Genomic DNA, 25225 nt, shown 5'->3' with positions numbered 1-25225 from the left:
ATTGCCATTATTACTATTATTAATTCCACATGCCTATTTTATTTTTCTTCGAATTCTCTTCAATTTTTAAAAATTTATCCTTTAATTCAAAATCTGAAACATATACTCGAGCATAACCTTCAGATAATAGTTTTTCATTAAAATTAATGTATTCTTCATTAAAATTATTAGTTTTATTATCTTTTAAGAATATATAAACTAAATAACGTCCGTATTTTCCTTTTCTATCACTTTTTTTGTCAAATAATAAATATATTGTTTTATTATCTAATTTATCAATTGTATAATTCTTTGCATGGTTACCCCAGAGTTTTAAATATGTTAAATTTGAAATAAAACTATTATCATAATTTTTATATTCATTGGCATTGTTTAATCCGTAAGTTTCTGGTGTATCTACGCCTAAAAGTCTTAATTTTATGACTGATTTGTTATATTTTTCCTTACTTTTTGAATCAAAATCCCATTGATCTATTAAATAACTATTAGACTCATTTAAAATTACATCCACATAAATGGTATCTCCATCAACTATTTTATCAACTTTTGCAAGTATTTTTTCGTGTGAATTAAAAAATTCAGTATTATTCATTTCATTAGGGTTTTTTTCAAAAGAAAATGAAAAAGATGTACATCCTGAAAATGATAAAATAAATGATAAAATAACCGTTATAATTATATAAAAAATACAATTTCTAAAGTTTAATTTGTTTGAATTATCTTTCATAAAATCACAAAAAAAGAAAATTAAATGTTTTTTATTTTATTATTTTATTATTTTATTATTTGGCAGTGTATTTATCCTTTTACAACCCCTAAAGGCTTTAATCTACTTACTTTGAGCGCAATACCTGAATTATCACATACATCTGCAACCGCTTCGATATCCTTGTATGCTTCAGGGCATTCTTCAGCAATAACTCCTTTTGAATCAGCCATTACTAAAATACCTTCTTTTTCTAATTTTTGCTGTATATCTTCGCTGTTATACATTTTAAGAGCTTTAACTCTACTCAAAGTCCTACCTGCACCGTGAGCAGTTGAACCGAATGTTTTTTCCATTGCTAAATCAGTACCACTTAATAAGTATGATGCAGTACCCATATCTCCCGGAATAATAACTGGTTGACCCACAGCTCTATATATATCAGGTATTTCAGCATGATTAGGTCCGAAAGCTCTAGTAGCTCCTTTTCTGTGCACAATAACTGATTTTTCTTTTCCATCTACAATGTGCTTTTCCTTTTTAGCAATGTTGTGGGCAACATCGTAAACTATTTCCATACTCATATCTTCGTAGGAAGTTTTGAATACTTTTTCAAAGGCTTCTCTTACCCAGTGGGTAATTAATTGTCTGTTTGCCCAAGCATAGTTAGCACCACAGGACATAGCTTTAAAGTAGGATTGTCCTTCGTCTGAATTAATCGGAGCACAAGCCAACTGTCTATCTGGAATGTTTATGTTGTATTTTTTTGTAGCATTCTCCATTTTTCTTAGGTAATCTGCACATATTTGGTGACCAAGACCTCTTGAACCAGTGTGAATCATAACCATAAGTTGGTCCTTTTCAACGCCGTAAACTTTTGCAGTTTCGTCGTTAAATATTTCATCCACGTATTGAATTTCCAAGAAGTGGTTTCCACTACCTAATGAACCAAGTTGTGGTTTTCCTCTTTTTTTAGCACTTTCTGAAACAAAACTAGCGTCTGCTTCTTTCATCCTACCGTTTTCTTCTATTCTTTCAAGGTCTCCTTTTAAGCCGTAACCTTCATTAATTGCCCATTCGACACCTTCTTCCAAAACAGTGTCAATTTGGTTATTATCGAGCCTAATTTTACCTTTACTACCTAATCCAGATGGTACATTCACGAATATCTCGTTTAAAAGTTCCTTTAACTTTGTTTTATCTTCTACATCTTTTTTGAATAAGTTGGTTTTTATTAATCTTACACCACAGTTAATGTCAAAACCAACGCCACCAGGGCTAATAATTCCATATCGTTCATCAAATGCAGCAACGCCACCAATACAAAAGCCATAACCATAATGGCAATCGGGCATTGCCAAAGAGTATTTCTGAATACCTGGAAGGCAAGCAACATTAGCTATTTGCTCAAATACGTCTTTTTGAAGTCCTTCGTATAATTCATCATTTAAATAAATGTTTCCTTTTACTTTCATTCCTTTTTTGTAAGTTTCCGGTAATTCCCATACATTTTCGTTAATTTTTTGTAGTTCCATTTTATCAACCTTATAATATGATTGTCTTATTTTTAAGTATATACGAATAAATATGTTATAAAGATATCTATTAATTTTTTTACCTATATATTATTTTTTGATTTTTAGAATATTTGTATAACTAAATTAAAAAATAATTAATGAATAAGTTAAAAAAAATAATTCAAAAAAAAATCAAAAAATCAAAAATAAATAAAAATTTGTAAGATTATAATTCATGTGTTAAAGTACCGTAAAAGCCGTATATCGTATAGAATATAAGGCATAATACTAACGGAATTGGCTGACCAAGCACTCCAATCAATAGTGCTAATGAAAACATTGCCAGGTACACTTTACGAGGGTACTTTGGATATCTTATATCACAAATCATCAGCAAACCTGCTATTAAATAAACAAATAAAACAATATAACCTAAAGTTCCACTTAACACGTTGTTATAAAGTAATGACGCATGCAATATTGAGCAAGTAAATAAAGCTCCTGCAGGTATTGGTAATCCAATAAACCCTTTTACGTCTAAAACTCCAAATCTTGCCAATCTCAAAGCACCACAACATACGAATATTGATGCTAAAATTGCGCCCCATATATTTAACTCTGGCGACAATGCGTTGATATTTGCATATAATAGGTAAGCCGGAGCTACTCCAAAACTTACTACGTCACAAATACTATCTAATTCCGCTCCAAAGTCTGAAACCGTGTTTGTTTTTCTTGCAACCATTCCATCTAACGCATCAAAAACAACTGCAACGTATACGAATGCAAAGTCGTTTAATAATATTGCCATAAGTCCTAAAACAATATTTATCAAAGTTACGTAATCAGAAATCGTTAAAATTTCCCTAATTTTAAACATTTTATCACAATTAAAATTTTTATGTTAAGTTATTTATTATTTCTTATTTCTTATTTCGTATTTCGTATTCTTATTTCTCATTTCTTATTTATTTAAGTGTTAATTATTAAATTGTCCTTTATACGTTATTAATTTATCGATATTTGAGAATAATTATATTTCATAAGTCACTAAACTTTGAATATCGTATTTATTTAGTTTTTTCCTACCTTCAAGTTCCGTTAATTCTATAATGAAGTTCAAACAAGCAATTTCTCCACCGACTTTTTCCATTAATCTACTTGTGGCAAGTGCAGTGCCCCCTGTGGCTAAGAGATCGTCAACTACAGCAACCTTTTGACCTTTTTGAATTCCATCAACATGGACCTCTAGTTTATCAGTACCATATTCTAAATCATAATCTATGTTATGAGTCTCAAAAGGCAATTTTCCCGATTTTCTGACTGGAACAAATCCTAAATTTAGTTTACTAGCAATGGGAACCCCAAATAAAAACCCTCTAGCTTCGGGTCCTACAATTACATCAACTTTTTTATCTTCAATATAGTCGGACATTTCATCTATCGTATATTTCAAAGCTTTTGGGCTTTTCAATATCGTGGTAACGTCCTTGAAGCTAACTCCTTTTTTTGGAAAATCTTCAATAACTCTTATTTCTTTCTTTAAATCCATTTTACTCATGGTACCACTCGATTTACATACGGTAATTATTTAAATACTCCTACCTATGAAGGTTTATTGTTATAAATATGATGATGTTACATAGTATAATATTGCATAATTTACTTAACATACATAATTTACATAATATTTCATAATATTTCATAAATTAAAATATATATTTGCAATATCTATAATATTTCGTAATATTGCTAAAATACAAATAGAAATAATTGAATATATCATAATATGATTAATAAATCTTTTTAAATGAATCGAACATAATTTAATTTATATTTATAAATTATCATATGATTATAAAAATTAACTATAAAAACTACATAATATATTTTATACTCAATAACTATAATTTGATAGTCTTTAATTTGATAATCTTTATAATGTTTTAGTAAAATTTAAAAAATAGTTTCTAAATTTACAACAATATTTAAAATTTAATACGTATTCGCACAAGTATAATTTTAACTTAGAATTAACTTATAACTAATTTAGAATTAACTTAGATGTTTGAATATAAAATTACCACGTTGTATGGTACATTCAAAGGGGTAATATGAGTTTTGAACCTTTAAATTCTAAAAAAATTAGTAATGATATTACAAATATCAATAGTATTAGTGTTAATTATAGCAATGATAGTGTTACTCAAAATAACAATAATAACAATAATAACGGAAATAATACTGGTAAGAACAGCATTAATGGTAAGAGTATCGATTTAAGCTACAATACCGAAGATAAAAAATATTTAATACTCGTAGTGGATATGGATGACGATGTAGGGCGTAAAGCTAATATTTCAAGTCCTATATTGGGTAGAAATGAAAATATCTCAGCAGCTGTAAAATTGGGTTTAGCAGACCCTGGCGATAGTGACGTTAACTCCATACTCGGCGGTGTAAAGCATTACGACTCATTAAAAAGGGAAAATAGGGACGTGGAATTAGCAACAATTACTGGTGCAAAGGATGTAAACTCTGAGGAGTGTGCAATAAGAATTAAAGAACAATTGGATTTTTTAATTTACCTTTATGAGCCAGATTTCATATATATTGTATCTGATGGAAAAGAAGACGAAACAATATTAAAGTATTTGGAATTAAAAGATATTTTTGTTTGGAAAAAGAGAGTGGTCATAAAACAAAATGAATCCTTAGAATCTACCTATTATTTGATACAGGAATTTATCAATAAAACAATGTCAAGGTATATACCTTTAATATTTGTTTCAATAGGGTTTGTATTGATACTTTATGCAGTATTCCAAGATTTAGGTTGGAGGATTATATCTGGGCTTTTGGGTATCTATGTTTTATCGGAAGGGGCTGGTTTGACTGAAAATATCAAGTCTAAAATTATGGAGAGTAAGGAAGGTCTGCAAGTTGGTAAAATATCACCTGCAGGGGGTATAATATCCCTTTTAATCATCATAGTGGGTGGTATTTACGCATATAGAGTTTCCGAAGACCCCGAATGGGTTTTATTTGTGGGTAAATTTTTATTGAATATCGCAAACCCATTGACGTTATCCGTTGCAATATTGGTATGTGTACACTTCATAGATGATTTAGTCCATACAAAAAAGAATATATTAAACCTCTTAAAGGCTTTATTCTTCCAAATAATAACGGTATTGATGGTCAGACAACTGTTAATTGTATTCTCAACGTACTTATTAGGTTCTGGCTCGTTCAACGAGATAATAGTTTATATCGTAGTATATATAGCGATATTAATTATATTGTCTGCAGTATTATTCTATAATTCGAAAAATAGTAGGAAAAACGAAAACTAAATAAAAAATAAACTTAATAAAAATAAAATAATATATTGGAATAATAGTATATTAAAATAATAAAATAAAATTAATTTTTTAATATTTTTATAACTTTATTTTTTAGAATTTCGCAATGATTGTAATGATTTTCTAATATCTTTTAAATCTTTTGAAGAACCTTTTGAACTATCCTGTCCTCTTTTCGTAGATGAAGATGAAGATGATAGTGAAGATGAAGATGGTCTAACGGTTTTAGGCTTATTTATGGATTTACTATTTGATTTATCCTCGGTTTTATCCTTGGAATATCTAAGTCTGCTAGATTCTCTTTTTTCTTTATCTTTATCCGTACTTTCTCTTGTAGTTAAGCGTGTCTTTTCACGTAATGTTCTAGATGAGGTGGACTCAGATGTTCTAGATGAAAGACCTGTTCTTTTTACTTCCGTTCTTGATGTTAATCTATCTTTGTTATTCTTGATATCCCTGCTATCTCGGGTATCCTTTTTAACTAACCTGGAACTTGAAGTCGTTGAAGATGTTAACGTTCTTCTAGTTCTTTCTTCCCTATCTGATTTTACTTCGTTTTTAGATAATCTAGACGCTGGTTTCTCAGTTGATTTACTTATAGATTTACTTATAGATTTACTTGCTAATCTATTTGTGGATTTAACCGACGAATTTAACTTACTTGTACGTTCACCATTGTTTTTACTAATACTGGTACCAATACTACTACTCTTATTACTGCCACTATTACTACTTCTCAAACTTGACATGGTGTTTCTAGTATTTGCTGTAGATTTTAAGCTGGACTTTAATTCAGAACTTCGAAGTCTTGACGGGGTATTTGTACTTATACTTTTAACAGTATCTCGAGTGTTTCGCACTGATGCTGAGGAATTTTGTGCATTATCTTGACTCATTCGTTTGTTTTTACCCAATATCTTTTGATATATTCTTTCCCTATGATTATGGGGTATAAACATTTCTCTAGGTTCGCCGTGTAACATCTCAGTTCTGCCCAATATTAAGTAACCCCCATCTGAAAGACCTTCATAATATTTATGGAATAAAATTTCTTGAATTTCTTTTCCAAAGTAGATTATAACATTCCTACATAGGATAAAATCCATTTCATAAATTGGAGGTTCTTTAATTAAGTCGTGATTTTTAAATGTAACCATTCTTTTAATATCACTAGATATTTGGTAGTGATTTCGGTCTATCTTAGTAAAATATTTATTAATGGTGTCTTCATCCATATTTTTAAATTGTTTATCAATATAGATACCTTGTTGAGCTCTTTTGATAATTTCTTTGTCTAAATCGGTAGCATTAATTGTTATTCTTAAAAATTTCCTAGAATACTGTTCACAAAGTTCTTTTAATATTATAGCTAACCCGTAAGGTTCTTCTCCAGAAGAACAGCCTGCACTCCATATTTTTATGGACTTTACTCGAGAATCTTTTACTTTTTCCTCAAATATCTTTTTTATTTCTCGGTATACTGTGATATCTCTCCAAAATTCCGTAACATTCACTGTTAATGTATTTTCCAGTTTTTCATATTCTTCAGGTGTCTTTTTTAAAAGTTCTAAGTACTCCCTGTAATCTTTACACTTCGTAAGCCTCATACGAACCGAAACCCTTCGAGCAATGTAGGAATCTTTATATTGATCGATATGAATTTTTAATTCGGATTTTATTAGGTCTTTAATTTTATCGAAATACATATCACTCATAAAATCACCAGCAGATAAAACTGCCTAAACTTATTATTTTAGGATAAATTAATTTTAAGATAATTTACAACTTAAGATTAAATTTAAAAGTAGAAAAATTTTTAATATCTGATAACGTAGTTTTATTTTTATATTCCCTATCTTTAAAATCAATATTGTATCAATAATATATGTGTGTAATAATATATATTACCTTATATTGAGAATAATTAAATAAATTAAATAAGTTACATAAAGTAAATAATTGCATAAAATAATTTTATTCAAAAGTAGATTGTAATATTATACTATAATATTTTATTACAGTATAATAGATAATAGATAATAGATAATAGATAATAGATAATAGATAATAATTATTAAAATTGAAGTATTGGGGGTATTTTATAAATTAATATAAGTAAATTAGTTGGAATATAATTTATCTAAGTTATCTATTGTTTCAGGATTTATCATAATTAAAATGTTGCAGTTTAACGGGAATCTACCTACAACTTCTATTTTCGTATCAAAAACTAAAGCGTATTCCACATTTTTCTCCATTAATTCAATAACTAATGACTCTACAATGTTGAAACCAGCGTCTTTAATGAACTTTGGAGTAGTTATATTTATTTCGCCATTTAATTCATTTGCAAAAACATTTAAAAATGCCGCTAAAACAATGTTAGCAACTTCATTTATAACAGAACTTTCCATTTCTTTATATTCTGGCATTTCTGTTTTATTTGTTAGGCTATCCCATATCATATCCAATAACAACAATTTTTCAAGTTTTACAGCATCTACTTCGGGAAGTATCAACATGGAGTTACCTGATAATATTCCATCAAAGTCTATTTTAGTTATTTTGCAGTAATCTTCACTAAATTGTTCAGGCAATCGTTCCAAAGGCACAAAACGAGTACCTAAAAAACTTACGTCTGTATTTTGTCCGGTTAATCCCGTAAAGGAGTCACCAACATTTTCTGCGGCTTCTTGACCTATGTCCGTGATTTTTTTAATGGCTTCAATAACACCCATATTATCACCACGTTAAGTTTGTATAATATAAATCCATATGAATAATAATTACTAATTTATTTAATTAATAATTTATTTTTTTAATTTGGGCTATTAGTTATTTAAAAAATTTGTAAGACTCGTAATATTGATAATATTATTAATTTACCAATATTACTAATATTCTTTAATACTCTATTTTATTCTAGTTTTTCAGACAATTTGGCTGTTGATTCGGGATTCATGGCCATAAATACTTCAAAACTTGAGTCGATACCTTTGGAAACTAATTCACTTTCAAATGTAAAGATTAAATCATCATTATTAATATTATAATCTTTTAAAGCTTCATTTAAAAAATTAGCTGTATCATTTATGCAGTATTCTGGGGGAGTCATGGATAGTGAAGTTTCCATGTAATTTGCAAATGTATCCACAAACGCAGAAACTAATAAATTACAAGTTTCATTTATCGCAGATATTTTTAATTCACTCAATACGTCTACTTCAGGGTCTTCCATGAACATGCCTTTTAACATGGAATCGCCCATTTTAATAGCGTCTTTCTCGGTGAATATTAAAACACCCATTCCTGATAGCATACCGTTAAAATCAATTTTTGTAAATACTTTTTTATCTTCAGAGGCTTCTGATAGCAGTTTGTTCAATGATGTTAATTTTATTTTGAAAACATTGACATCTACATCTTCACCGCTCATGTCCATTACAAAACTTGCAGCTCTTGTAGCAGCTGCTTTTCCGATAGTTTCTAGTGATGAAAAATCTTTGATAGGACCACCTTTTTTGGGATTTTCTAAATCAATAATTATTTCTCCACCAAGTTCCTCTTCAATTATGGCCTTTAAAATTTCTAACCATTGTTCTTTTGAGAACATAATATAAACACCCAAGTATGTAAAATCAACCAAGTGGCTAATTTATCCATATTTTAGTATTTTAATAGAAAATATGTAATATGATATCTTTACTCAATACTCTCTATTCTATATATTTTAATACACATTTATTCAAAAATTTAAAATTATTATATTCAAAATTATTAATTTGAAACATACCATAGTATAAATTTAAATAATGATTATTTAACCTAAATATTATTACATATAAATTTTTTAATGATAACTATGCGATTGTCATAAAACATAATTAAATAATTAAATTAAAAATTAGTCTATAATAGAGGTTAAAAAGCTATATTTGAGTTATAAGTATAATTAACCGAAATGGGTTTAATTAAATAAATTATTAGGGGAATAATTTATTAAATTGTTCTAGAATTTTTGGAGCTTGGAATGGTTTAACAATGTAACCATCAGCGCCTGCATTAACCGCTTCAATCATTTTTTGTTCCTGGTCTACGGAGGTACACATTACCACTTTTATTCCAGGGAACTTTTCTTTTATTTCTTTTGTAGCTTGGATACCATCTTTTTCAGGCATAACAATATCCATGCTTATTAAATCTGGAGATAATTCTTCAGCTTTTTTAACTGCGTCATTGCCGTTTTCAGCTTCTCCTACAACAACATATTTGTTTGTGGTAGATAATATTCTTTTTAATATATTTCTCATAAATGCTGAATCATCAACAACTAATGTTTTTACAATAGTTGACATGTTTTCACCTCAATCCGACAAAACATAATCATATATTAGATATGTTTACTTCATAGTATTTTAATTTTTTATGTAGGTAATTTATGAATTTATGATTGTGTTGTTAATACTTATAACTTTCGTAAAATGGTAATTTTCGATATTTATCTTTTATTTTATTACTTTATTTTCTTTTATACCATTTATTCAAATATTTCTATTATTTAATTTTTTAGTGGTACATATGACCATTAATAAATATATTACCATACTATGTGTTTATTTTATATTAATATATTGATTGTAATTTTCGTCATAATGGCGTTCCTATAATTTAATAGGGGCAATCGGGGATAAACTAAAATAAAAAAGAAATAAAATAAAAAAGAAATAAAATAAAAAAGAAATAAAATAAAAAAGAAATAAAATAAAAAAGAAATAAAATAAAAAAGAAATAATGAACTAGAAGTTAGTAATAATATAGTTTGTAACTGCCCTACCGGTTTCAGTCAAGTCAGTTTCTTTTCTAATTCTTGTCAAATCTAAAAATCCTTTATCAATCAAGCTTTCAAGAACTTTTTCTACTTCATCAACTTCTAAACCCATCATGGATGGTAATTCCAAGGAATCAATACCTGTATATATCGCAGTTAATATTTCTTGCTCTTCTGGTGATAATTTCTCAACTTCACCTTTTAACTTTTCACCACTCCAGTTTTCAGCAGAAGACTGTGATACAAGTTCTTCAGATGATTTAGGGAGTAATTTCTCAACTGTTTTGTGGTATTTTGTTAATAATGATATGTATCTTAATATATACAATATTTTAGTATCTTCTAAATAAAGGTAGGAATTAACCGTTTCTTTTCCTTTTAATTGCTTAATTTCAATAACGTCTTTTTCTTCTTCATTTACCATCTTCTTCTCGGTTGAAACGGATTCTATATTGGCGAACAAATCATAAACTTTTGGTTTACCCATTGTTTGCACAGCTATTGCCAAAACCAAATCTTCAATAACTGTTACCCCTTTTCTGATTGGTTTTTTAGCAAAAACTAAATTTCCATCATCCCACTGTACTTCAGGATTTACTGAACCGCCAACAATACGCGCATATTGTATTTTTATATTCTTCTTGTACAATAATTCTTGGAAGAGGCTTTTTAAAAATTTATTAATTGTGGTTTTACCATATATTGACGTTTCTGGTGCAAATCCGATACTCTGTGCTTCTTCATCAGGCAATTTAAATGTAATTGAACCGTAGTCTGCAATATCATCTAATGAATTTTTAGCTATCTCTATAATTTTTCTAGGCAACTTTATTCCTATATCTTCGATTTGTTCGTATTCTACTTCTACAATATTTCCTTCAATGTCAAATCTAAGACCATCGTCGTAAAGGTATATTTTTATTTTTTTCCATTTTGTGAAAGGGTCTCTTACCGTGTATGTATTTATTAAAATACCCTTACCTTCAAAAGTTGCTATAACTTTGGATTTGCTCATAATCACACACCTATAATTTAATACATAATTTAATCATATACATATATTATCTAAAAACTTAAAAAATCTAAATATAAAATATATAATATAATTATGTTAAGTCGAATATATATAGTCATAATATATTTGGAATTCTTTATATATAATTCTTTATATTCTTGTTTGAAAGCAGTAACAATTATGAATTAAATGTAGTGACTAATTAAGTAAAATAAATACAAAATAAATACAAAATAAATACAAAATAAATACAAAATAAATACAAAATAAAATTATAAAATAAAATTATAAAATAAAAATATTGCAGTGTGTGATTTAAGTGTCCAATAATGAAGAATCATCTGAAAAATTGATTACAATAGCGACAGCTGAATGTTTTACATTGGGTAGAATAGGGGTAAATATCCATAAGATAGCAAGTAACTACCCTGAAATGGACTGTTTTTTACAAGAAAATCCAGAATACAATACATTACACAATTCAAAAGTTTTAACGGCAATGTTTATTCCTTCAAAGGAATGTGCTGAAACTTTTTTAAATATATCTCTTCCAAAATCTGATTACGAATATAATTATTCTAAGGCGTATACTCAATCTAATGATGAATTAGTAGCTGAATTAATGGCAAAAGGCTTAAAAAAGATTACAAAATGTAATATTGCAATAGGTACGACTGCAGGTATTGGAAAAGGAGCAATCTGTATTGTTACAGACCATAAAATTCATAAATTCACATCTGACATTGAGGCAAATTTATTAAATAAGCAAAATGTATCAGAACGTCAAAAAAATGCTATTAAAAAAACTATTAAAAAAATTTTGAAAATATTAAAAGAAGAATATAATTGTTAATTAATATTATTTATTAAAATAAAGAATTAATATTGGAATTTTTTAATCCCCTACTAATTCTTAAATTTAAGCTTTAAATTAAGCTTTAAATTTAAACTTTGAAAACAGTTATATCTTCATGAACTCCTTCGATAAATTCGGTTATTTCTTCGCTTGATTCATCTAAATTCTGAACAAATGCGTCCAACTGTTCTGCAGAGGCAGTAACCTCTTCAGCAGTAGCTGCAAATTCTTCAGATATTGATGCGATGTCTTGAACGTTTTTAAGTGCTTCAGCGGTATTATCAACAGCAATTTTAGCACCGCCTTTTATATCGTTTATTTGAGTAACCGTTTTATCGATACTTTCTTTAATTTTCATAAAAGCACCGTTAACATCGTCAATAGCAATAACTCCATTATCAACTTGTGCTTTACCTGCAGAGCTTAATTCAATGGTTGATTGAACTTTTTTGTTGATGCCTACAATTGTATTGTTAATATCTTCAACAGATTTTTTGATTTCCTCAGCTAAGCCTTTAATTTCACTTGCTACAACTGCGAAACCTTTTCCTGCTTCTCCCGCACGAGCTGCTTCAATACTTGCGTTTAATGCTAAAAGACCGGTTTGTTCTGCAATATCTTTGATTAAAACGGTAACTTCGTTGATTTTTTTGCTTTCTTCACCAAGTTCTTCAATAGATTTACCTAGCTCATCAATCACATTTGTGATTTGTTGCATTGTTTCAACGGCGTTTTCTATTTTATCTACACCAACTTCTGAATTTTCTTCAACTTCCATAGCTGATTGGTGACCGTCTTCTGCAGTATGGTATACACCTTTTGCCACATCATTAGCTCTTTCAACTAATTCTGTAACTTCTTGTAATTTGGTTGATTGATCTGCAGCAGCCATTGCAACTTGTGAAGCAGCATCTGTAATCTGTTCTGAGGATAATTTTGCCTTTCCGATGTCTTCTGCGATTGAACGAGCATTATCTTCTAAAGTTTCAATATTTTCTTTTAATTTGCTAATTAATTCTGAAACTTTACAAATTGCCATATTTAAATTCTTTTGGAATTTGTTATTTTTTCCACTTTCGTCAGCCCTAATAGAAAAATCCCCTCTTCCTAAAGCTTCAGTAACTTGACCAATATTATCAAATAAGCTTTTAATACCCTTTCTAAAGTCATCATATATCTTTAAATCTTTACTTGTTTTTTGTAATAATTTAGTCAATTTTTCTTTTTCTTCAGGCGTTTTAAAACTCAATTCTTTTCCAAAGCTTTCAGATATCACGGCTAATAGTTCTTCTTCATCAGCTGAGCTTTTTAAGGATACTTTACCCATAATAAACCCGATAGCTAATGCTAAAACTAATCCTGTGCCTAAATATAATATGTTACTTCCAAAGGTTGCAGGATTTGTAATATAGCTAACTATGAAGAACAAAATTGCTACCACAACAGAATTTATTAACATATTTAACATTATTTTATTCATAAAAACACACCTTTCACATTTAAAATACGCCAAATTTAAATTATATTTATTGGATAACTTTTTTTTAATATTTTAAATATCTCAAATTTAAATTATTTAATATAATTTTGATAATTATTGATTTTTTTAAGTTATTTAGAATATTAGGTATTTGTGATATTACAGTGTTCGTACATCACTTTTATTTCTTATTTTAACTTCCCCATCTCTTAAGTTAAAATAAACAGTTCTGCCATTGGTCCCACCCACATCTTCGGCAAATGTTCGTATTCCCACTTTTTTCAGTGCTAATTTACAAGAATCTATATTTCTCTTCCCAATGTCCATGGTTTGAGAATTACAGTCGAACATAGCCGCACCACCCGCCAATTTAGCAACTATTTTATCCTTTCTAGCCCCAAGTCTTGTCATATCATTTAATAGTGCAGGAACCGCAGTATCTGCATATTTACCAGGGTTCCTATGCGCCATTGAGTTTGATTTAGGCAACATTACATGTGCCATGCCCCCTATTTTTTTACCCCTATCGTATAGTATTATTGCAACACAAGAACCCAAAAGGGTTTCCATGGTCTCTAACCCTTTAGAAACTTCATAACCGCCCATTTTAACTTTTAAAACCATGATATCGCACCTATTAGTGGTTACATTGTGTATTGTATGTTTTCCGTAATTATCCGTTAATTATTCTATTATTTAATATTTTATTTTATAGATAAATTCAGGATTTTCAATACCTTTAATAATTTTAGTATTATTTAGTTTTTAACGATATATATCAAAAATATATTATAGCGTTGAATCATTCATTGCTTTTAATTTTTAGTGTAATACTATTGATAATAACAATTATGTTGATAATACTAGTAATAATACTAATAATAATAATAATAATAATAATAATTAATTGGATTATAATTTATAAGTTATAAATTATAAGTTATTTAAATCCAATATTAATGCAACTTTACCGTCTCCAAGTATTGTAGCACCTGCGAGACCGTTGATATTCTTTAATATACCAGTAAGTGGTTTTACAACAATTTCATCTCTTCCTATTACTTCATCGAGAATTAAACCTATTTTACCTTTGTTTTTCTCAACTACTACTACATATATCTCTTTTGAAGAACAATCATTGTATTGATGCAAAGCATCGCATAACCAAGTAACTGGTAAGATATGGTCTCGATAAATAATTGCTTCCTGACCTTCTAAATTATTTATTTCTTCTTTATTTACTGAAACAACATCTAAAACGCTTGTTAGTGGTAAAGCATAGATTTGGTCTTTTAATTTTACCAATAACGTTTGTATAATTGCCATTGTTAATGGTAAGTGTAATACAATTTCTGAACCTTTCCCAACTTCCGAGTGCACTGAAACAGAACCACCTAATGACTCTATTTTAGTTCTAACAACATCCATACCTACCCCCCTTCCAGATACGTCAGAAACTTTTTCCGCAGTACTGAAACCAGGTAAGAATATTAAGTTAATAGCTTCATTATCTGTTAATTTGTCAACTTCGTCTCTTGACATCAAGCCTTTTTTAACAACGTTGTTTCTTATGGCGTCAGGATTTATACCTTTACCATCGTCTTTAATAACGATATTTACCCTATCTCTTTCTCTTGTAGCAATAAGCTTTAAAAGACCTTTTTCGGGCTTTCCCTGCTGTTTTCTAACGTCAGAATGTTCAATCCCGTGGTCAAGAGAGTTTCTTATTAAGTGGGTAAGTGGTTCCGCAAGTTCATCTAAAACTGTCCTATCAAGTTCGATTTCAGAACCTTCAATTATAAAGTCTATTTCTTTATTAAGAGCTCTAGCAGTATCTCTAACAGTTCTAGGGAATCTATTAAATACAAATGCTACGGGAATCATACGCATACTCATAACTTCCTCTTGCAATTCTGTTGAGAGCATGTTTAGTCTACCAACCGCGTTATGTAATTCCTTGAGGTCGTATTTTGTAGCAATTTGCGTGAAGTTTGCCCTATTTATAACAACTTCACCTACTAAATTCATTAATTTGTCCAATTTTTCAATATTTACCCTAACAGTTTGGGATTTTTTAGATTCTGATTTTTTAGATTGACCTTCTTTACGTTCTGATTTTTCAGCACTTTTAGGGTCGTCTGAATCTGAATCTTCAGAGGAATTTGCACTGGTTGATTGTGTATCTTTTTTGTTTGTTGCTACATCTATATTTTTGATTTCAGGTGTTTTTACAATGATATCTTCCACAGTATCAATATCTGCACGACTGTTGAAGTATACTTCAACCTGATTAATCACAGAATCTCCTGCTTTTATCCTCTCAAAGGATGGGCATGAATCCACAATAGCTCCGATTTCTGATAAATCCTTTAAAACCATGTATGCACGAACTGACTTTAAGGCACATTCTTGGTCTATTGAAAATCTTATCTTATAATCACAAGAAATTTCTTTATCTTCTGAATTACAATCTAAAGAATCTGTTAATTCAGTAATATTGCCTACTTCATCAGTATTGATTTCAATATCTACTTTAACAGCTTTGGAATAGTTCATTTCACAAGCAGAATTTAATATAGATTCTAATTCCTCTTCACTTCCTGAATAAGCATACAATACATCTAAATTATCGTAACTGACGTTTTTCAAATCATCGATTGTAGGTATAGATTGAATAATTTTACCTTTTGAATCATTGTTCAATGAATTTAATAACATTGTAAATCGAACTGATTTTAACATACAATCTTCTTCGATTTCAGATTTGATATGCCAAATATTTGAATTATTGTTTATTTCTTCGGCCAATTTGTTTAAATTTTTAAGATAGTCGAATATTGTATGGTCAAATTCAACTTCAATTTCTTCAAAATTATTAATTTTATCTTCGCCGTTTATTTCATCATCAATATTATTATCTGTATTATTATCGGTTTCCGAATTTGAATTTTTTAATTCAACTTTTTGAGCTACAAAGTTATCTAAATTATTTATAGCATCATCATTTCCATATTTTTGAACTTCTTCTTTATTTTCAATTGATTTGGCAATAGAATTCATAATTGACAATGATTTGTTAATCATTTGTAATACATCCTTATCCATATCAATTTTTTTATCTAAAACAGACTTGGTAAATCTACTAATCTTTTTTGTTGAAGTTTGAAGCTCCGGAAGTTCTAAAGCGCCAGAAATAGCACATAAAGTGTTTGAAGATTGGTGCATTTGTGCTAAAATTTCATCAATATTTTCTGGAACGTTTAATTTGTTATTATTACTATTATTTTCATCAATTTTTGAATTAACATCGTTATCAATATCAATTTCTCCATTGATTTCACTATCAATTTCATTATTGATATCTACTTCAGAAACTTCGTTTTCTTCACAATTACAATCGATATCTTTTTTTATTTCAATTTTTACAACAGTTTTTTCATTTTTCAAAGAATAAGATTGTTTATTAGATGTAGATCCGGAATTTCCATTCGTTGCACAAGAGACTGTATTTGCAACAGCATCCGCACTGTTAACGTTTGCAGATACTTCAGCTGAAGGTACCGATTCAGGCGCAGGAGGTGCAGAATTTCCAATATTTCCGCCTAAGTGCTTATTTTTTAAATTTTTAATGATATCAATGATACTTTCGTAATCCACAGTGGTCTCATTTTCACCATCTGCAATTTCGCCAACCATTGTTTCTAGCGCATCTAAACATTTAAACAATAAATCCATGATTTCATGGTTAACAGGAATTTTTCCATCCCTTATATTATCCAATATATCTTCCATATGGTGTGTTAATTGGGATATATGCTCAAAACCAAGGGTTCTTGCTGAACCTTTTAAAGTGTGGGCAGAACGGAATATTAAATTTATAATATCCGTATTTTCGGGGCAATTCTCTAAATCGACAAGGTTTTGATTAAGGGACTGTAAATGTTCTTCAGCTTCGGTCATAAACAATTCCCTATACTGTTCCATCTCATCCATAGTTATCTACTCCCTAATTTTTGAACGTATCTTTCAACGCATTTTTCTATTTTTTGAGGTATTTGGCTTGGTGGTAAAACGTCATTTAACGCATTTAATTCGTAAGCAGTTTTTGGCATTCCGTAAACAATGCAACTCTCTTTATTTTGACCTATCGTGTACCCACCTTTTTCTTTAATGTTCCTCATTCCTACTGCACCGTCTTTTCCAATACCTGTTAAAATAATTCCTAAAGAATTATTTCCATAAATATTTGCAACGTATTCAGCAGTAATATCCACAGTTGGTTTTGTACCGTGAAGTTTGGGCATGTTCGGGTCTATTTCAATATATTTATTATTTCCCCGTCTTTTTAATAGCATTTGGGTATCGCCCGGGGCAATATAGACGTGATTAGGCTTTATTAACATACCATTTGAAGCTTCAACAACTTTTAATTTTGCTATTCTATCAATTCTTTCTGCAAAAACTCTTGTAAATCCTGCAGGCATGTGTTGAACAACAAATATTGGGGGCATTCCCATTGGTAATCTTGATATTATTTCAGAAACTACTGGAGGACCACCTGTAGATGAACCCATCATAATTCCAATTTTAGAAAGGGTATTTTCTAAATTTGGATTATTTAATCCTGCATTTTCACGTTCTAAGTTGTTATTATTGGCACCGGTATCGGAGTTCGCATTTGTATTGGTATTCTTTGAAACAATGTCATCTGCTTTTGGAGTTATGGAAGACTGCATTTTTGTAAATTTTAACGGTCTGACTGTTGATTTTGAAACGTCCTTAACCTTTTTAATAATTTTTTCGGATATTTCACGAATATCTAATGATACTGAGCCAGAAGGTTTCTGTATAAAATCTACTGCACCATTTTCAAGAGCTTTCAATGTAGTTTCTGAACCATCACGAGTTACTGCAGAAAGCATAAGGATCGGTGTAGCACAAGTCTGCATTATGTTTTTAGTTGCTTCAATACCATCCATAATAGGCATTTCAACATCCATTGTTACAATGTCAGGTTTTAATTTGTTTACTAATTCAACCGCTTCTTTTCCATCTTTCGCAGTACCTACAACTTCAATTCCGGGGTCTGTGTTTAAGATATCTTCTACAACTTTTCGCATGAATGCGGAATCATCTACGACAATAGCCTTTATTTTCTTCATAATTTCCTCTCCGGATTACCATATGCGAATTAAATTATGTTATTAGATAATTAGTCAACACCGTCTTATATTAGCCCATATATTTGAATTCTACTTATTTTATTATTTATCCAAAACTTAATTTTAAAATTATTTATTGAGTATTAATACGTCATATTATTATTCAAATAAAGTATTAATTAATCTCAATTTGATTATTATCTTAAAATCTTAAAATTTAGACTGTATTATCAATATTGCTGTTAATATTACTATTTAAAACTCTTGGGGGTCAATTAAGTTTTTAATATTTAATATAATGATTAATCTATTGCCAATTTTAGCAATTCCTTCAATGTATTCTCCATTTGAATTTTTCTTAATTCCTTCAATTTCTTCAATGTTTTCAGAGGAAATTTGCATAACATCACTTACGAAATCAACCAAAATTCCAATAGGTATGCCATCTATTTCAACAACCATGACGAGCATATCGCCTTCTGGTGTATCAACGCTATCAAATAGATTTAATTTTTTTCTTAAATCTATTATTGGCATAATTTCGCCCCTAATGTTTGTTACACCAGAAATATAACTTGGGGTGTTCGGAATTGCCGTAATATCTTGAAGTTTTAAAACTTCCCTTACTTCGTTAACCCTTAAACCATATTCGTTTGTAGAAAGCTTAAATACTACAACTTTTGGAATATCTTCCATATTATCACCATGGGAATGTATCGTCTTATAGATTTGAGATTGTAAAATTATAAACATGATTAATAATTAATAATCAATAATTATTAACAAATTGATATACTTATTATCTAACAATTATCCAACTATTGTCTATTATATATGACTGATATATTGATGAATAATCAGTATAGATAATAAATATTAGCTAATAGTAATTAATAACTAATTAATAAATAATTAATAAATATGTAAAGAATAAACATTATTTTTTTAATTTATCTAATGCGTTATGCACTAAAATTATGCAATGGTCTGCGTGCAATTCTACTGGTGATAATGAAATTCTTTCAGCCCCTAATTCGTCTAAAAACTTCTCATCTTCTTCGCCTATACCAATATGGTCACCAAGTACGAACAATACGTCTTCATCGTTCTCTTCATCTAATTTTAAATTACATTCTTCAAGAGGTTTACCGTTCAAATGTAAATAAAATATCCTGTAGTTTTCGTTCTTTTTTTCTACAATTATATCTCTAAATTCTTTTTTAGCAGTATAAATTCCAGAGGTACTTTCTTTCCATAGTTTGGAACTATCTTTTTCAAGAGCTTTCTTTATAAAAAGAGCAATACTTCTTTCATCAGGGCTTAATCGTTTTAATTCGTCACCTACAAATTTCAAAGCAAGCGGTGCATTAGGTTCACCGTAATGAACGCTATAAAATACCGTATCTCTTCTTAAATCATGGGAGAGAAAGAACGAACTATTTACACATCTACAAACTAAATCCAATCTACCTGCACTTCCCGGCAAGTCTTTAATATTTATATCGCCAGAAGTAGCTGATTTATTGGCTTTAAGTATGAATTCTTTCAATATTTCACCAGTATTTATTTTTAAAATTCATAATTAATTCATAATATTCTGAATACAATATTACCGCATGTTGATGTAATAATTATATTGTAATCAAAACAAAATTTAATTTTTTAAATATGTTAAATAGTATTATATATTTTTTAAATAATATATTTTACTATTCGTTTAGAGCAAAATGTTTTAACCAACAGATTGATTTATCCATTATTTTATTATTTTATTATTATCCTTTATTCATTAAGTCCTAATACATCAAAAGTGTTGTATATTCCTGCTTTTTTATCAACTATGTATCTAACAGCAATCAATGCGCCAGATATAAGTGGCTGTCTACTGCATGCTTTATGGCTTAATTCTAATCTCTCACCATCTTCTGCAAATATCACAGTATGGTCTCCGACTACATCGCCACCTCTTAAAGCGTGTATGCAGATTTCTTCCTTAGTTCTTGCACCGGTTATGCCTTCTCTTCCGTATATAACGTTTGAATCTCTGTTGAGATTTTCTTGTATAATTTCAGCAGCTCTTAAAGCTGTTCCACTTGGTGCATCTTTTTTATGTTTGTGGTGCATTTCTACGATTTCAATATCGTAGTTGCTTAATTTGTCAGCCAATAATTCTAATGTTTTAAAGAATATGTTTACGCCAATGGCATAGTTTTGGGAAATTACTGCAGAAACACCGTTTTCTTTTATAGCGGTTTCCATTTCAGCTCTTTGTTCAGCTGTAAACCCTGTGGTTCCAATTACCAAGTTTATACCTAATTTTGAAGCTGTTTTAACTGTACCAACGCAAGGGGCTGGTGCTGTGAAGTCTACAAGTACATCAGGTTTAGCTTCACTTAGTACTTTTTCTAATTCATCAGCTGTAGAAACAGGGATTCCAAGTTTTCCAACGCCAATAACTTCACCAATATCTAAACCTTTTTTAGGGTTTCCAGGTGCTTCAATACCTGCAACTAATTCCATATCTTCGTTTTCTAAGATATTTTGTATAATACCGCTTCCCATTCTCCCTACGGCTCCTGTAACTGCTATTTTTATCATTTTACCACCTATTTTCTACTTAGATTTTACTTAATTGTTATTTAATTTCTATTTTTAATTTATAGTTTATAATTTATAAGTTCTTAGGATTTATCCATAATTATTTTTATTCACTTGTTTAATATTTCAATATCCGAATATTATTACATTATTTTATGTATTTTAGTTATTTTAATTATATTATTTGTTTATTAGAATTTATATTATTCATTAATATTAATGATATAATATAATATTTATGAGTTTAAATATACAATACAACTATTTAACTATTATTACTATAAATATCGTTTTAATATTCTTTAAATTGAATTTGGTGGTAATTTAATAATCCATAATTTATAAATTATAATCTATATTATAATCTAAATTATAATTTAATATCCTGCAATGCCTGCATCATCAGTGCTCATGTAGCTATCGATTTTAGTTTTCAAATTATCTACAACATTTGACGCTTTGCTCATATTTTTCATATTCATATCAGAAAGTAACCCTTTAATCTCTTGAATACCTTCTAAGATATCCTGTAAAAGCTCTAATAAGTTGTCAAATCTTGCGTTCTGATTTTCAAAGTTTGCCATAATTAAATCAGCACTTTTGTCAATTTTAATAAGCATATCGTCGATATCTTCGCTTATTTTTTTAAGCATAAGATTTTGCTCGTCTTTTGCATCAATTAAAACATCTAATTTGTTATTTATTATTCGTAATATTTCAGAATTCATTTCCAAAGGTTCATCTGCTTCACAATTCGAAGAAATTTTGTTTATATCATCTTTTACGGATTTTAAATCTTCATCATCACTTTGAACAGCGAATTTTATTTTATTCAATATATTATCCATAGAATGCTTTAAACTTTCAGCTTGAGTGTTTAATTCACTCGCCATGCTGTTTTCCAATTCCTCTAAGTCTAAACCAGTATCTATATTTAGTTCCTCAACACTATCAGACATATTCATTTTATCAGCTCTGTAATTGTATATGTAAATTTCTTATGCTCATTATATACTATATGTGTTTTGTGTAGTATCTTGTGTAGGTAGATATGTTTACCTATAAATTTAATGGCCAATAATAAATGTGTTAAATCGGTAAATAACCTAAAAATAATAAAATAATATATTAAACTAAAAAAATAAGAATAAAAATAAGAATAAAAATAAGAATAAAAATAAGAATAAAAATAAGAATAAAAATAAGAATAAAAATAAGAATAAATTATTAAATTTTTGCACCACTTGCATCTCTTCTGTATTTTCCAAATTCTTTTATCATATTCAATTTGTTGTCCCAAAATACAGGTCCATCTTTACATATGCAGTAGCCTTCATCATCAACGCTACATTGACCACAGATACCTATTCCACATTTCATATATCTTTCTAAAGACAACTGAACAGGTATGTTGTAATTCTTAGCGATTTCTACGACTTTTTTCATCATAATTTCAGGGCCACAGGTAATTAGGCAGTCCGTCGAAATATTTTCTTCTTTTCTCTGTTCGAGGATTTCTATAAGCTTATTTGTTGTAAAACCATTGTACCCAAAAGTTCCGTCGTCAGTACATGGAATTGTATTGCTTACATTCTCAAATCTATCTAAGAATAATAATTCGTCCCTGGTTCTACCGCCTAAAATTGTAGTTACATCTATATTCTGTTTTGCAAATTCTTCAACAGTAGGGATTATTGGGGCTGAACCTATACCGCCGGCTACCGCTATTATATTATCTCCAAAAGTTTCAAAGCCATTCCCGTAAGGTCCTCTAATACCTAAGAGTTCCCCTTCTTGCATTTCGTGCATTTTTGATGTAGTTCGACCTACATTTGCAACACTAAAACCATTTTTATTTGAAAATCCGAAAGGTTTTTCATCGTATTCTGGTACCCAAACCATTGCGAATTGTCCACCTTTAAAATTAAATTCTCTGTTTAATATAAACGTTTTTACGGTGGGACTTTCCTTTATAATTTCTTTAATTTCGCACATTTGCGGTCTTTCCAGTGTTCTCGTATCCGTGTTCTTCAAATTATCACCTATTCGTCCGAATTATAGTGCTTATACCACAAATAATTATTAAAATATTAAAATATCATATATTAAAATATTATAAAATTAATATTATGGGTATGTATGAATTAATTTTAAATTAATTGGTCTTTAATAAACGATATTAAAATTATCAAGATTATTAAATATATTATACTTGTAACCATAATATCACATAATATTATAAATTATTATTTGCTTTAAAATAAAATTAGTATGAAATATTAAAACATATTATATATTAAAAATTAAAAAAATAGATTATAGAATATACTTAAATTATGTTCCTTCTTTCCAATCATTTAAGTACTTTTTCTGTTCGGGGGTTAATTCGTCAATTTCTGAACCCATTGATTTTAATTTTAAGAGTGCTATCTTAGCATCTTGTTCGTATGGGATTTCATAGACGCTATTTTCCATATTTTTGTAGTTTTCAACAATGTTTTTTGCACCCAAAGCTTGGTTTGCAAAACTCATGTCCATAACTTCACAAGGGTGACCGTCTGCACAAGCTAAGTTTACAAGTCTTCCTTCACCTAACAAGTAGATTCTTTTGTTGTTTATGTTATATTCTTCAATATTGTTTCTAACAACATTTATTTCACTTGCTAAATCATTTAAGTTATCTTTGTTGATTTCATTATCGAAGTGTCCTGCATTTGATAAAACTGCACCATCTTTCATTAATAAGAAGTGTTCAGTTCTTAAGATGTCTTTACATCCTGTAGTTGTAACAAATACGTCACCTAATTTACAAGCTTCGCACATTGGCATTACTTGGTATCCGTCCATTCTTGCTTCGAGTGCTCTAATAGGGTCAACTTCGGTTACAATTACACTTGCACCGTGTCCGTCTGCCCTCATTGCTACACCTCTACCGCACCAGCCGTAACCTGCTACTACAACAGTTTTTCCAGCCATTAATAAATTAGTGGTTCTTAAAATACCGTCGAGTGCACTTTGACCAGTTCCGTATCTGTTATCGAATAAGTGCTTTGTATCTGCATCGTTAACGTTGATAACAGGGAATTTCAAAGCCCCTTCCTGTGCCATTGCTTTTAATCTGATTACTCCCGTAGTGGTTTCTTCGCAACCGCCCATTATTGAGTCTAATAATTCGGTTCTTTTTGTGTGCAATAAAAAGATTAAATCTGCACCATCGTCAATAACTACATCAGGTTTTGCATCCAAAACTTTGTTTAAGTTTTCGTAGTATTCTTCGTTTGTTTCGCCTCTCCAAGCGTAAACTTCCATTCCACGTTCAACACAAGCTGCAGCTACATCGTCTTGGGTTGAAAGAGGATTGCAACCTGTAATAATAATTTTAGCACCACCTTCCATCATGGTTTCTGCAAGAATTGCAGTTTTTGCTTCAAGGTGTAATGCCATACCTAATTTAATACCTTCAAAAGGTTTTGTTTTCTTAAATTCTTCTCTTATGGAAGCTAAAACTGGCATGTGGTTTTTTGCCCATTCCATTTTCATATGTCCTTCTTTCGCAAGGCTCATATCTTTTACTTTGCTCATAGTTTCCACCAAATTTTAAAATTTCAAAGTATTTGGACTTACTTATCTATTTATTCATCGATTTAGTATACATTTGATATAAATTCGATATAAATTTAATTTATATTTAATATATA

21 protein-coding genes are annotated in these 25225 nt (G+C 29.3%); 2 read left to right on the top strand and 19 right to left on the bottom strand.

The annotated features are described in order from the left end of the window. Positions 1-19: 19 nt before the first annotated feature. The 4 genes from J2127_RS00300 to J2127_RS00285 form a co-directional block, all read right to left on the bottom strand. Positions 20-727 carry a thermonuclease family protein gene (locus J2127_RS00300; RefSeq protein WP_209731477.1) on the bottom strand — a complete coding sequence of 236 codons (708 nt, stop codon included), beginning with the start codon at positions 725-727 and terminating at the stop codon, positions 20-22. 71 nt (positions 728-798) lie between these two features. Next, positions 799-2241 carry an RtcB family protein gene (locus tag J2127_RS00295; RefSeq protein ID WP_209731476.1) on the bottom strand — a complete coding sequence of 481 codons (1443 nt, stop codon included), beginning with the start codon at positions 2239-2241 and terminating at the stop codon, positions 799-801. Positions 2242-2449: 208 nt separating this feature from the next. Beyond that, positions 2450-3103 (bottom strand): CDP-diacylglycerol--serine O-phosphatidyltransferase, encoded by a 654-nt coding sequence (pssA, locus tag J2127_RS00290; RefSeq protein ID WP_209731475.1) that lies wholly within the window; start codon positions 3101-3103, stop codon positions 2450-2452. 153 nt (positions 3104-3256) lie between these two features. Continuing rightward, a complete protein-coding gene (locus J2127_RS00285; RefSeq protein ID WP_209731826.1) occupies positions 3257-3775 on the bottom strand; it encodes an adenine phosphoribosyltransferase in 519 nt (172 codons plus the stop codon). A 562-nt stretch (positions 3776-4337) separates the two neighbouring features. Between J2127_RS00285 and J2127_RS00280 the strand changes: the two genes are divergently transcribed. Beyond that, positions 4338-5579, top strand: a complete 1242-nt coding sequence (locus J2127_RS00280) for a DUF373 family protein (protein WP_209731474.1) — start codon at positions 4338-4340, stop codon at positions 5577-5579. Positions 5580-5674: 95 nt separating this feature from the next. Here the strand turns inward: J2127_RS00280 and J2127_RS08535 are convergent, their stop codons facing one another. From J2127_RS08535 to J2127_RS00255, 5 genes are all read right to left on the bottom strand, one after another. Then, complete coding sequence (locus J2127_RS08535; RefSeq protein ID WP_209731473.1) at positions 5675-7303, bottom strand: CheR family methyltransferase; 1629 nt, start codon at positions 7301-7303, stop codon at positions 5675-5677. Positions 7304-7708: 405 nt separating this feature from the next. Next, positions 7709-8326 (bottom strand): chemotaxis protein CheC, encoded by a 618-nt coding sequence (locus J2127_RS00270; protein ID WP_209731472.1) that lies wholly within the window; start codon positions 8324-8326, stop codon positions 7709-7711. Positions 8327-8505: 179 nt separating this feature from the next. After that, the gene (locus tag J2127_RS00265) at positions 8506-9201 is read right to left on the bottom strand and encodes a chemotaxis protein CheC (RefSeq protein WP_245326389.1); all 696 of its coding nucleotides are present in this window, start codon (positions 9199-9201) and stop codon (positions 8506-8508) included. A gap of 370 nt (positions 9202-9571) precedes the next feature. Next, entirely contained in the window at positions 9572-9943 is a 372-nt protein-coding gene (locus J2127_RS00260) for a response regulator (RefSeq protein ID WP_209590496.1), read from the bottom strand. Positions 9944-10384: 441 nt separating this feature from the next. Then, entirely contained in the window at positions 10385-11431 is a 1047-nt protein-coding gene (locus tag J2127_RS00255; protein WP_209731471.1) for a CheF family chemotaxis protein, read from the bottom strand. 319 nt (positions 11432-11750) lie between these two features. On the opposite strand from J2127_RS00255, the gene J2127_RS00250 reads away from it, so the two are divergent. Beyond that, complete coding sequence (locus J2127_RS00250; protein ID WP_348635398.1) at positions 11751-12284, top strand: FeGP cofactor biosynthesis protein HcgF family protein; 534 nt, start codon at positions 11751-11753, stop codon at positions 12282-12284. 91 nt (positions 12285-12375) lie between these two features. Here the strand turns inward: J2127_RS00250 and J2127_RS00245 are convergent, their stop codons facing one another. The 10 genes from J2127_RS00245 to J2127_RS00200 form a co-directional block, all read right to left on the bottom strand. Beyond that, complete coding sequence (locus J2127_RS00245; protein ID WP_209731470.1) at positions 12376-13767, bottom strand: methyl-accepting chemotaxis protein; 1392 nt, start codon at positions 13765-13767, stop codon at positions 12376-12378. 159 nt (positions 13768-13926) lie between these two features. Next, a complete protein-coding gene (locus J2127_RS00240; protein ID WP_209731469.1) occupies positions 13927-14391 on the bottom strand; it encodes a chemotaxis protein CheD in 465 nt (154 codons plus the stop codon). 309 nt (positions 14392-14700) lie between these two features. Beyond that, on the bottom strand, positions 14701-17760 hold the full coding sequence (locus tag J2127_RS00235) for a chemotaxis protein CheA (RefSeq protein WP_209731468.1): 3060 nt from the start codon (positions 17758-17760) through the stop codon (positions 14701-14703). A 2-nt stretch (positions 17761-17762) separates the two neighbouring features. Next, a complete protein-coding gene (locus J2127_RS00230; RefSeq protein WP_209731467.1) occupies positions 17763-18929 on the bottom strand; it encodes a protein-glutamate methylesterase/protein-glutamine glutaminase in 1167 nt (388 codons plus the stop codon). Positions 18930-19184: 255 nt separating this feature from the next. After that, positions 19185-19625 (bottom strand): chemotaxis protein CheW, encoded by a 441-nt coding sequence (locus tag J2127_RS00225; RefSeq protein ID WP_209731466.1) that lies wholly within the window; start codon positions 19623-19625, stop codon positions 19185-19187. A 241-nt stretch (positions 19626-19866) separates the two neighbouring features. Then, positions 19867-20478, bottom strand: coding sequence for a tRNA (pseudouridine(54)-N(1))-methyltransferase TrmY (gene trmY / locus J2127_RS00220; protein ID WP_209731465.1), 612 nt, complete (start codon positions 20476-20478; stop codon positions 19867-19869). 233 nt (positions 20479-20711) lie between these two features. After that, complete coding sequence (gene dapB, locus J2127_RS00215; protein ID WP_209731464.1) at positions 20712-21527, bottom strand: 4-hydroxy-tetrahydrodipicolinate reductase; 816 nt, start codon at positions 21525-21527, stop codon at positions 20712-20714. 377 nt (positions 21528-21904) lie between these two features. Next, positions 21905-22492: a phage infection protein gene (locus J2127_RS00210; RefSeq protein WP_209731463.1), complete on the bottom strand. Its 588-nt coding sequence runs from the start codon at positions 22490-22492 to the stop codon at positions 21905-21907. A gap of 262 nt (positions 22493-22754) precedes the next feature. Then, a complete protein-coding gene (locus tag J2127_RS00205) occupies positions 22755-23537 on the bottom strand; it encodes a dihydroorotate dehydrogenase electron transfer subunit (RefSeq protein WP_209731823.1) in 783 nt (260 codons plus the stop codon). 324 nt (positions 23538-23861) lie between these two features. Then, a complete protein-coding gene (locus J2127_RS00200) occupies positions 23862-25109 on the bottom strand; it encodes an adenosylhomocysteinase (protein ID WP_209731462.1) in 1248 nt (415 codons plus the stop codon). Between the last annotated feature and the right edge of the window lie 116 nt (positions 25110-25225).

This window comes from Methanococcus voltae, assembly GCF_017875395.1.
Lineage (GTDB): Archaea > AGJL01 > Methanococci > Methanococcales > Methanococcaceae > Methanococcus > Methanococcus voltae_C.
Note: the sequence above shows the minus strand (reverse complement) of the source record. Positions and strands in the feature narration are given on the sequence as shown.

Excerpts from the sequence above, each read along its gene's own strand:
- J2127_RS00270 (WP_209731472.1), bottom strand. The coding sequence starts at position 8,326 with ATGGGTGTTATTGAAGCCATTAAAAAAATCACGGACATAGGTCAAGAA.
- J2127_RS00300 (WP_209731477.1), bottom strand. The coding sequence starts at position 727 with ATGAAAGATAATTCAAACAAATTAAACTTTAGAAATTGTATTTTTTAT.
- J2127_RS00295 (WP_209731476.1), bottom strand. The coding sequence starts at position 2,241 with ATGGAACTACAAAAAATTAACGAAAATGTATGGGAATTACCGGAAACT.
- J2127_RS00235 (WP_209731468.1), bottom strand. The coding sequence starts at position 17,760 with ATGGATGAGATGGAACAGTATAGGGAATTGTTTATGACCGAAGCTGAA.
- J2127_RS00225 (WP_209731466.1), bottom strand. The coding sequence starts at position 19,625 with ATGGAAGATATTCCAAAAGTTGTAGTATTTAAGCTTTCTACAAACGAA.
- J2127_RS00265 (WP_245326389.1), bottom strand. The coding sequence starts at position 9,201 with ATGTTCTCAAAAGAACAATGGTTAGAAATTTTAAAGGCCATAATTGAA.
- J2127_RS08535 (WP_209731473.1), bottom strand. The coding sequence starts at position 7,303 with ATGAGTGATATGTATTTCGATAAAATTAAAGACCTAATAAAATCCGAA.
- J2127_RS00280 (WP_209731474.1), top strand. The coding sequence starts at position 4,338 with ATGAGTTTTGAACCTTTAAATTCTAAAAAAATTAGTAATGATATTACA.
- J2127_RS00245 (WP_209731470.1), bottom strand. The coding sequence starts at position 13,767 with ATGAATAAAATAATGTTAAATATGTTAATAAATTCTGTTGTGGTAGCA.
- J2127_RS00240 (WP_209731469.1), bottom strand. The coding sequence starts at position 14,391 with ATGGTTTTAAAAGTTAAAATGGGCGGTTATGAAGTTTCTAAAGGGTTA.
- J2127_RS00230 (WP_209731467.1), bottom strand. The coding sequence starts at position 18,929 with ATGAAGAAAATAAAGGCTATTGTCGTAGATGATTCCGCATTCATGCGA.
- J2127_RS00260 (WP_209590496.1), bottom strand. The coding sequence starts at position 9,943 with ATGTCAACTATTGTAAAAACATTAGTTGTTGATGATTCAGCATTTATG.
- J2127_RS00200 (WP_209731462.1), bottom strand. The coding sequence starts at position 25,109 with ATGAGCAAAGTAAAAGATATGAGCCTTGCGAAAGAAGGACATATGAAA.
- pssA (WP_209731475.1), bottom strand. The coding sequence starts at position 3,103 with ATGTTTAAAATTAGGGAAATTTTAACGATTTCTGATTACGTAACTTTG.
- J2127_RS00210 (WP_209731463.1), bottom strand. The coding sequence starts at position 22,492 with ATGAATATGTCTGATAGTGTTGAGGAACTAAATATAGATACTGGTTTA.
- J2127_RS00255 (WP_209731471.1), bottom strand. The coding sequence starts at position 11,431 with ATGAGCAAATCCAAAGTTATAGCAACTTTTGAAGGTAAGGGTATTTTA.
- dapB (WP_209731464.1), bottom strand. The coding sequence starts at position 21,527 with ATGATAAAAATAGCAGTTACAGGAGCCGTAGGGAGAATGGGAAGCGGT.
- J2127_RS00285 (WP_209731826.1), bottom strand. The coding sequence starts at position 3,775 with ATGGATTTAAAGAAAGAAATAAGAGTTATTGAAGATTTTCCAAAAAAA.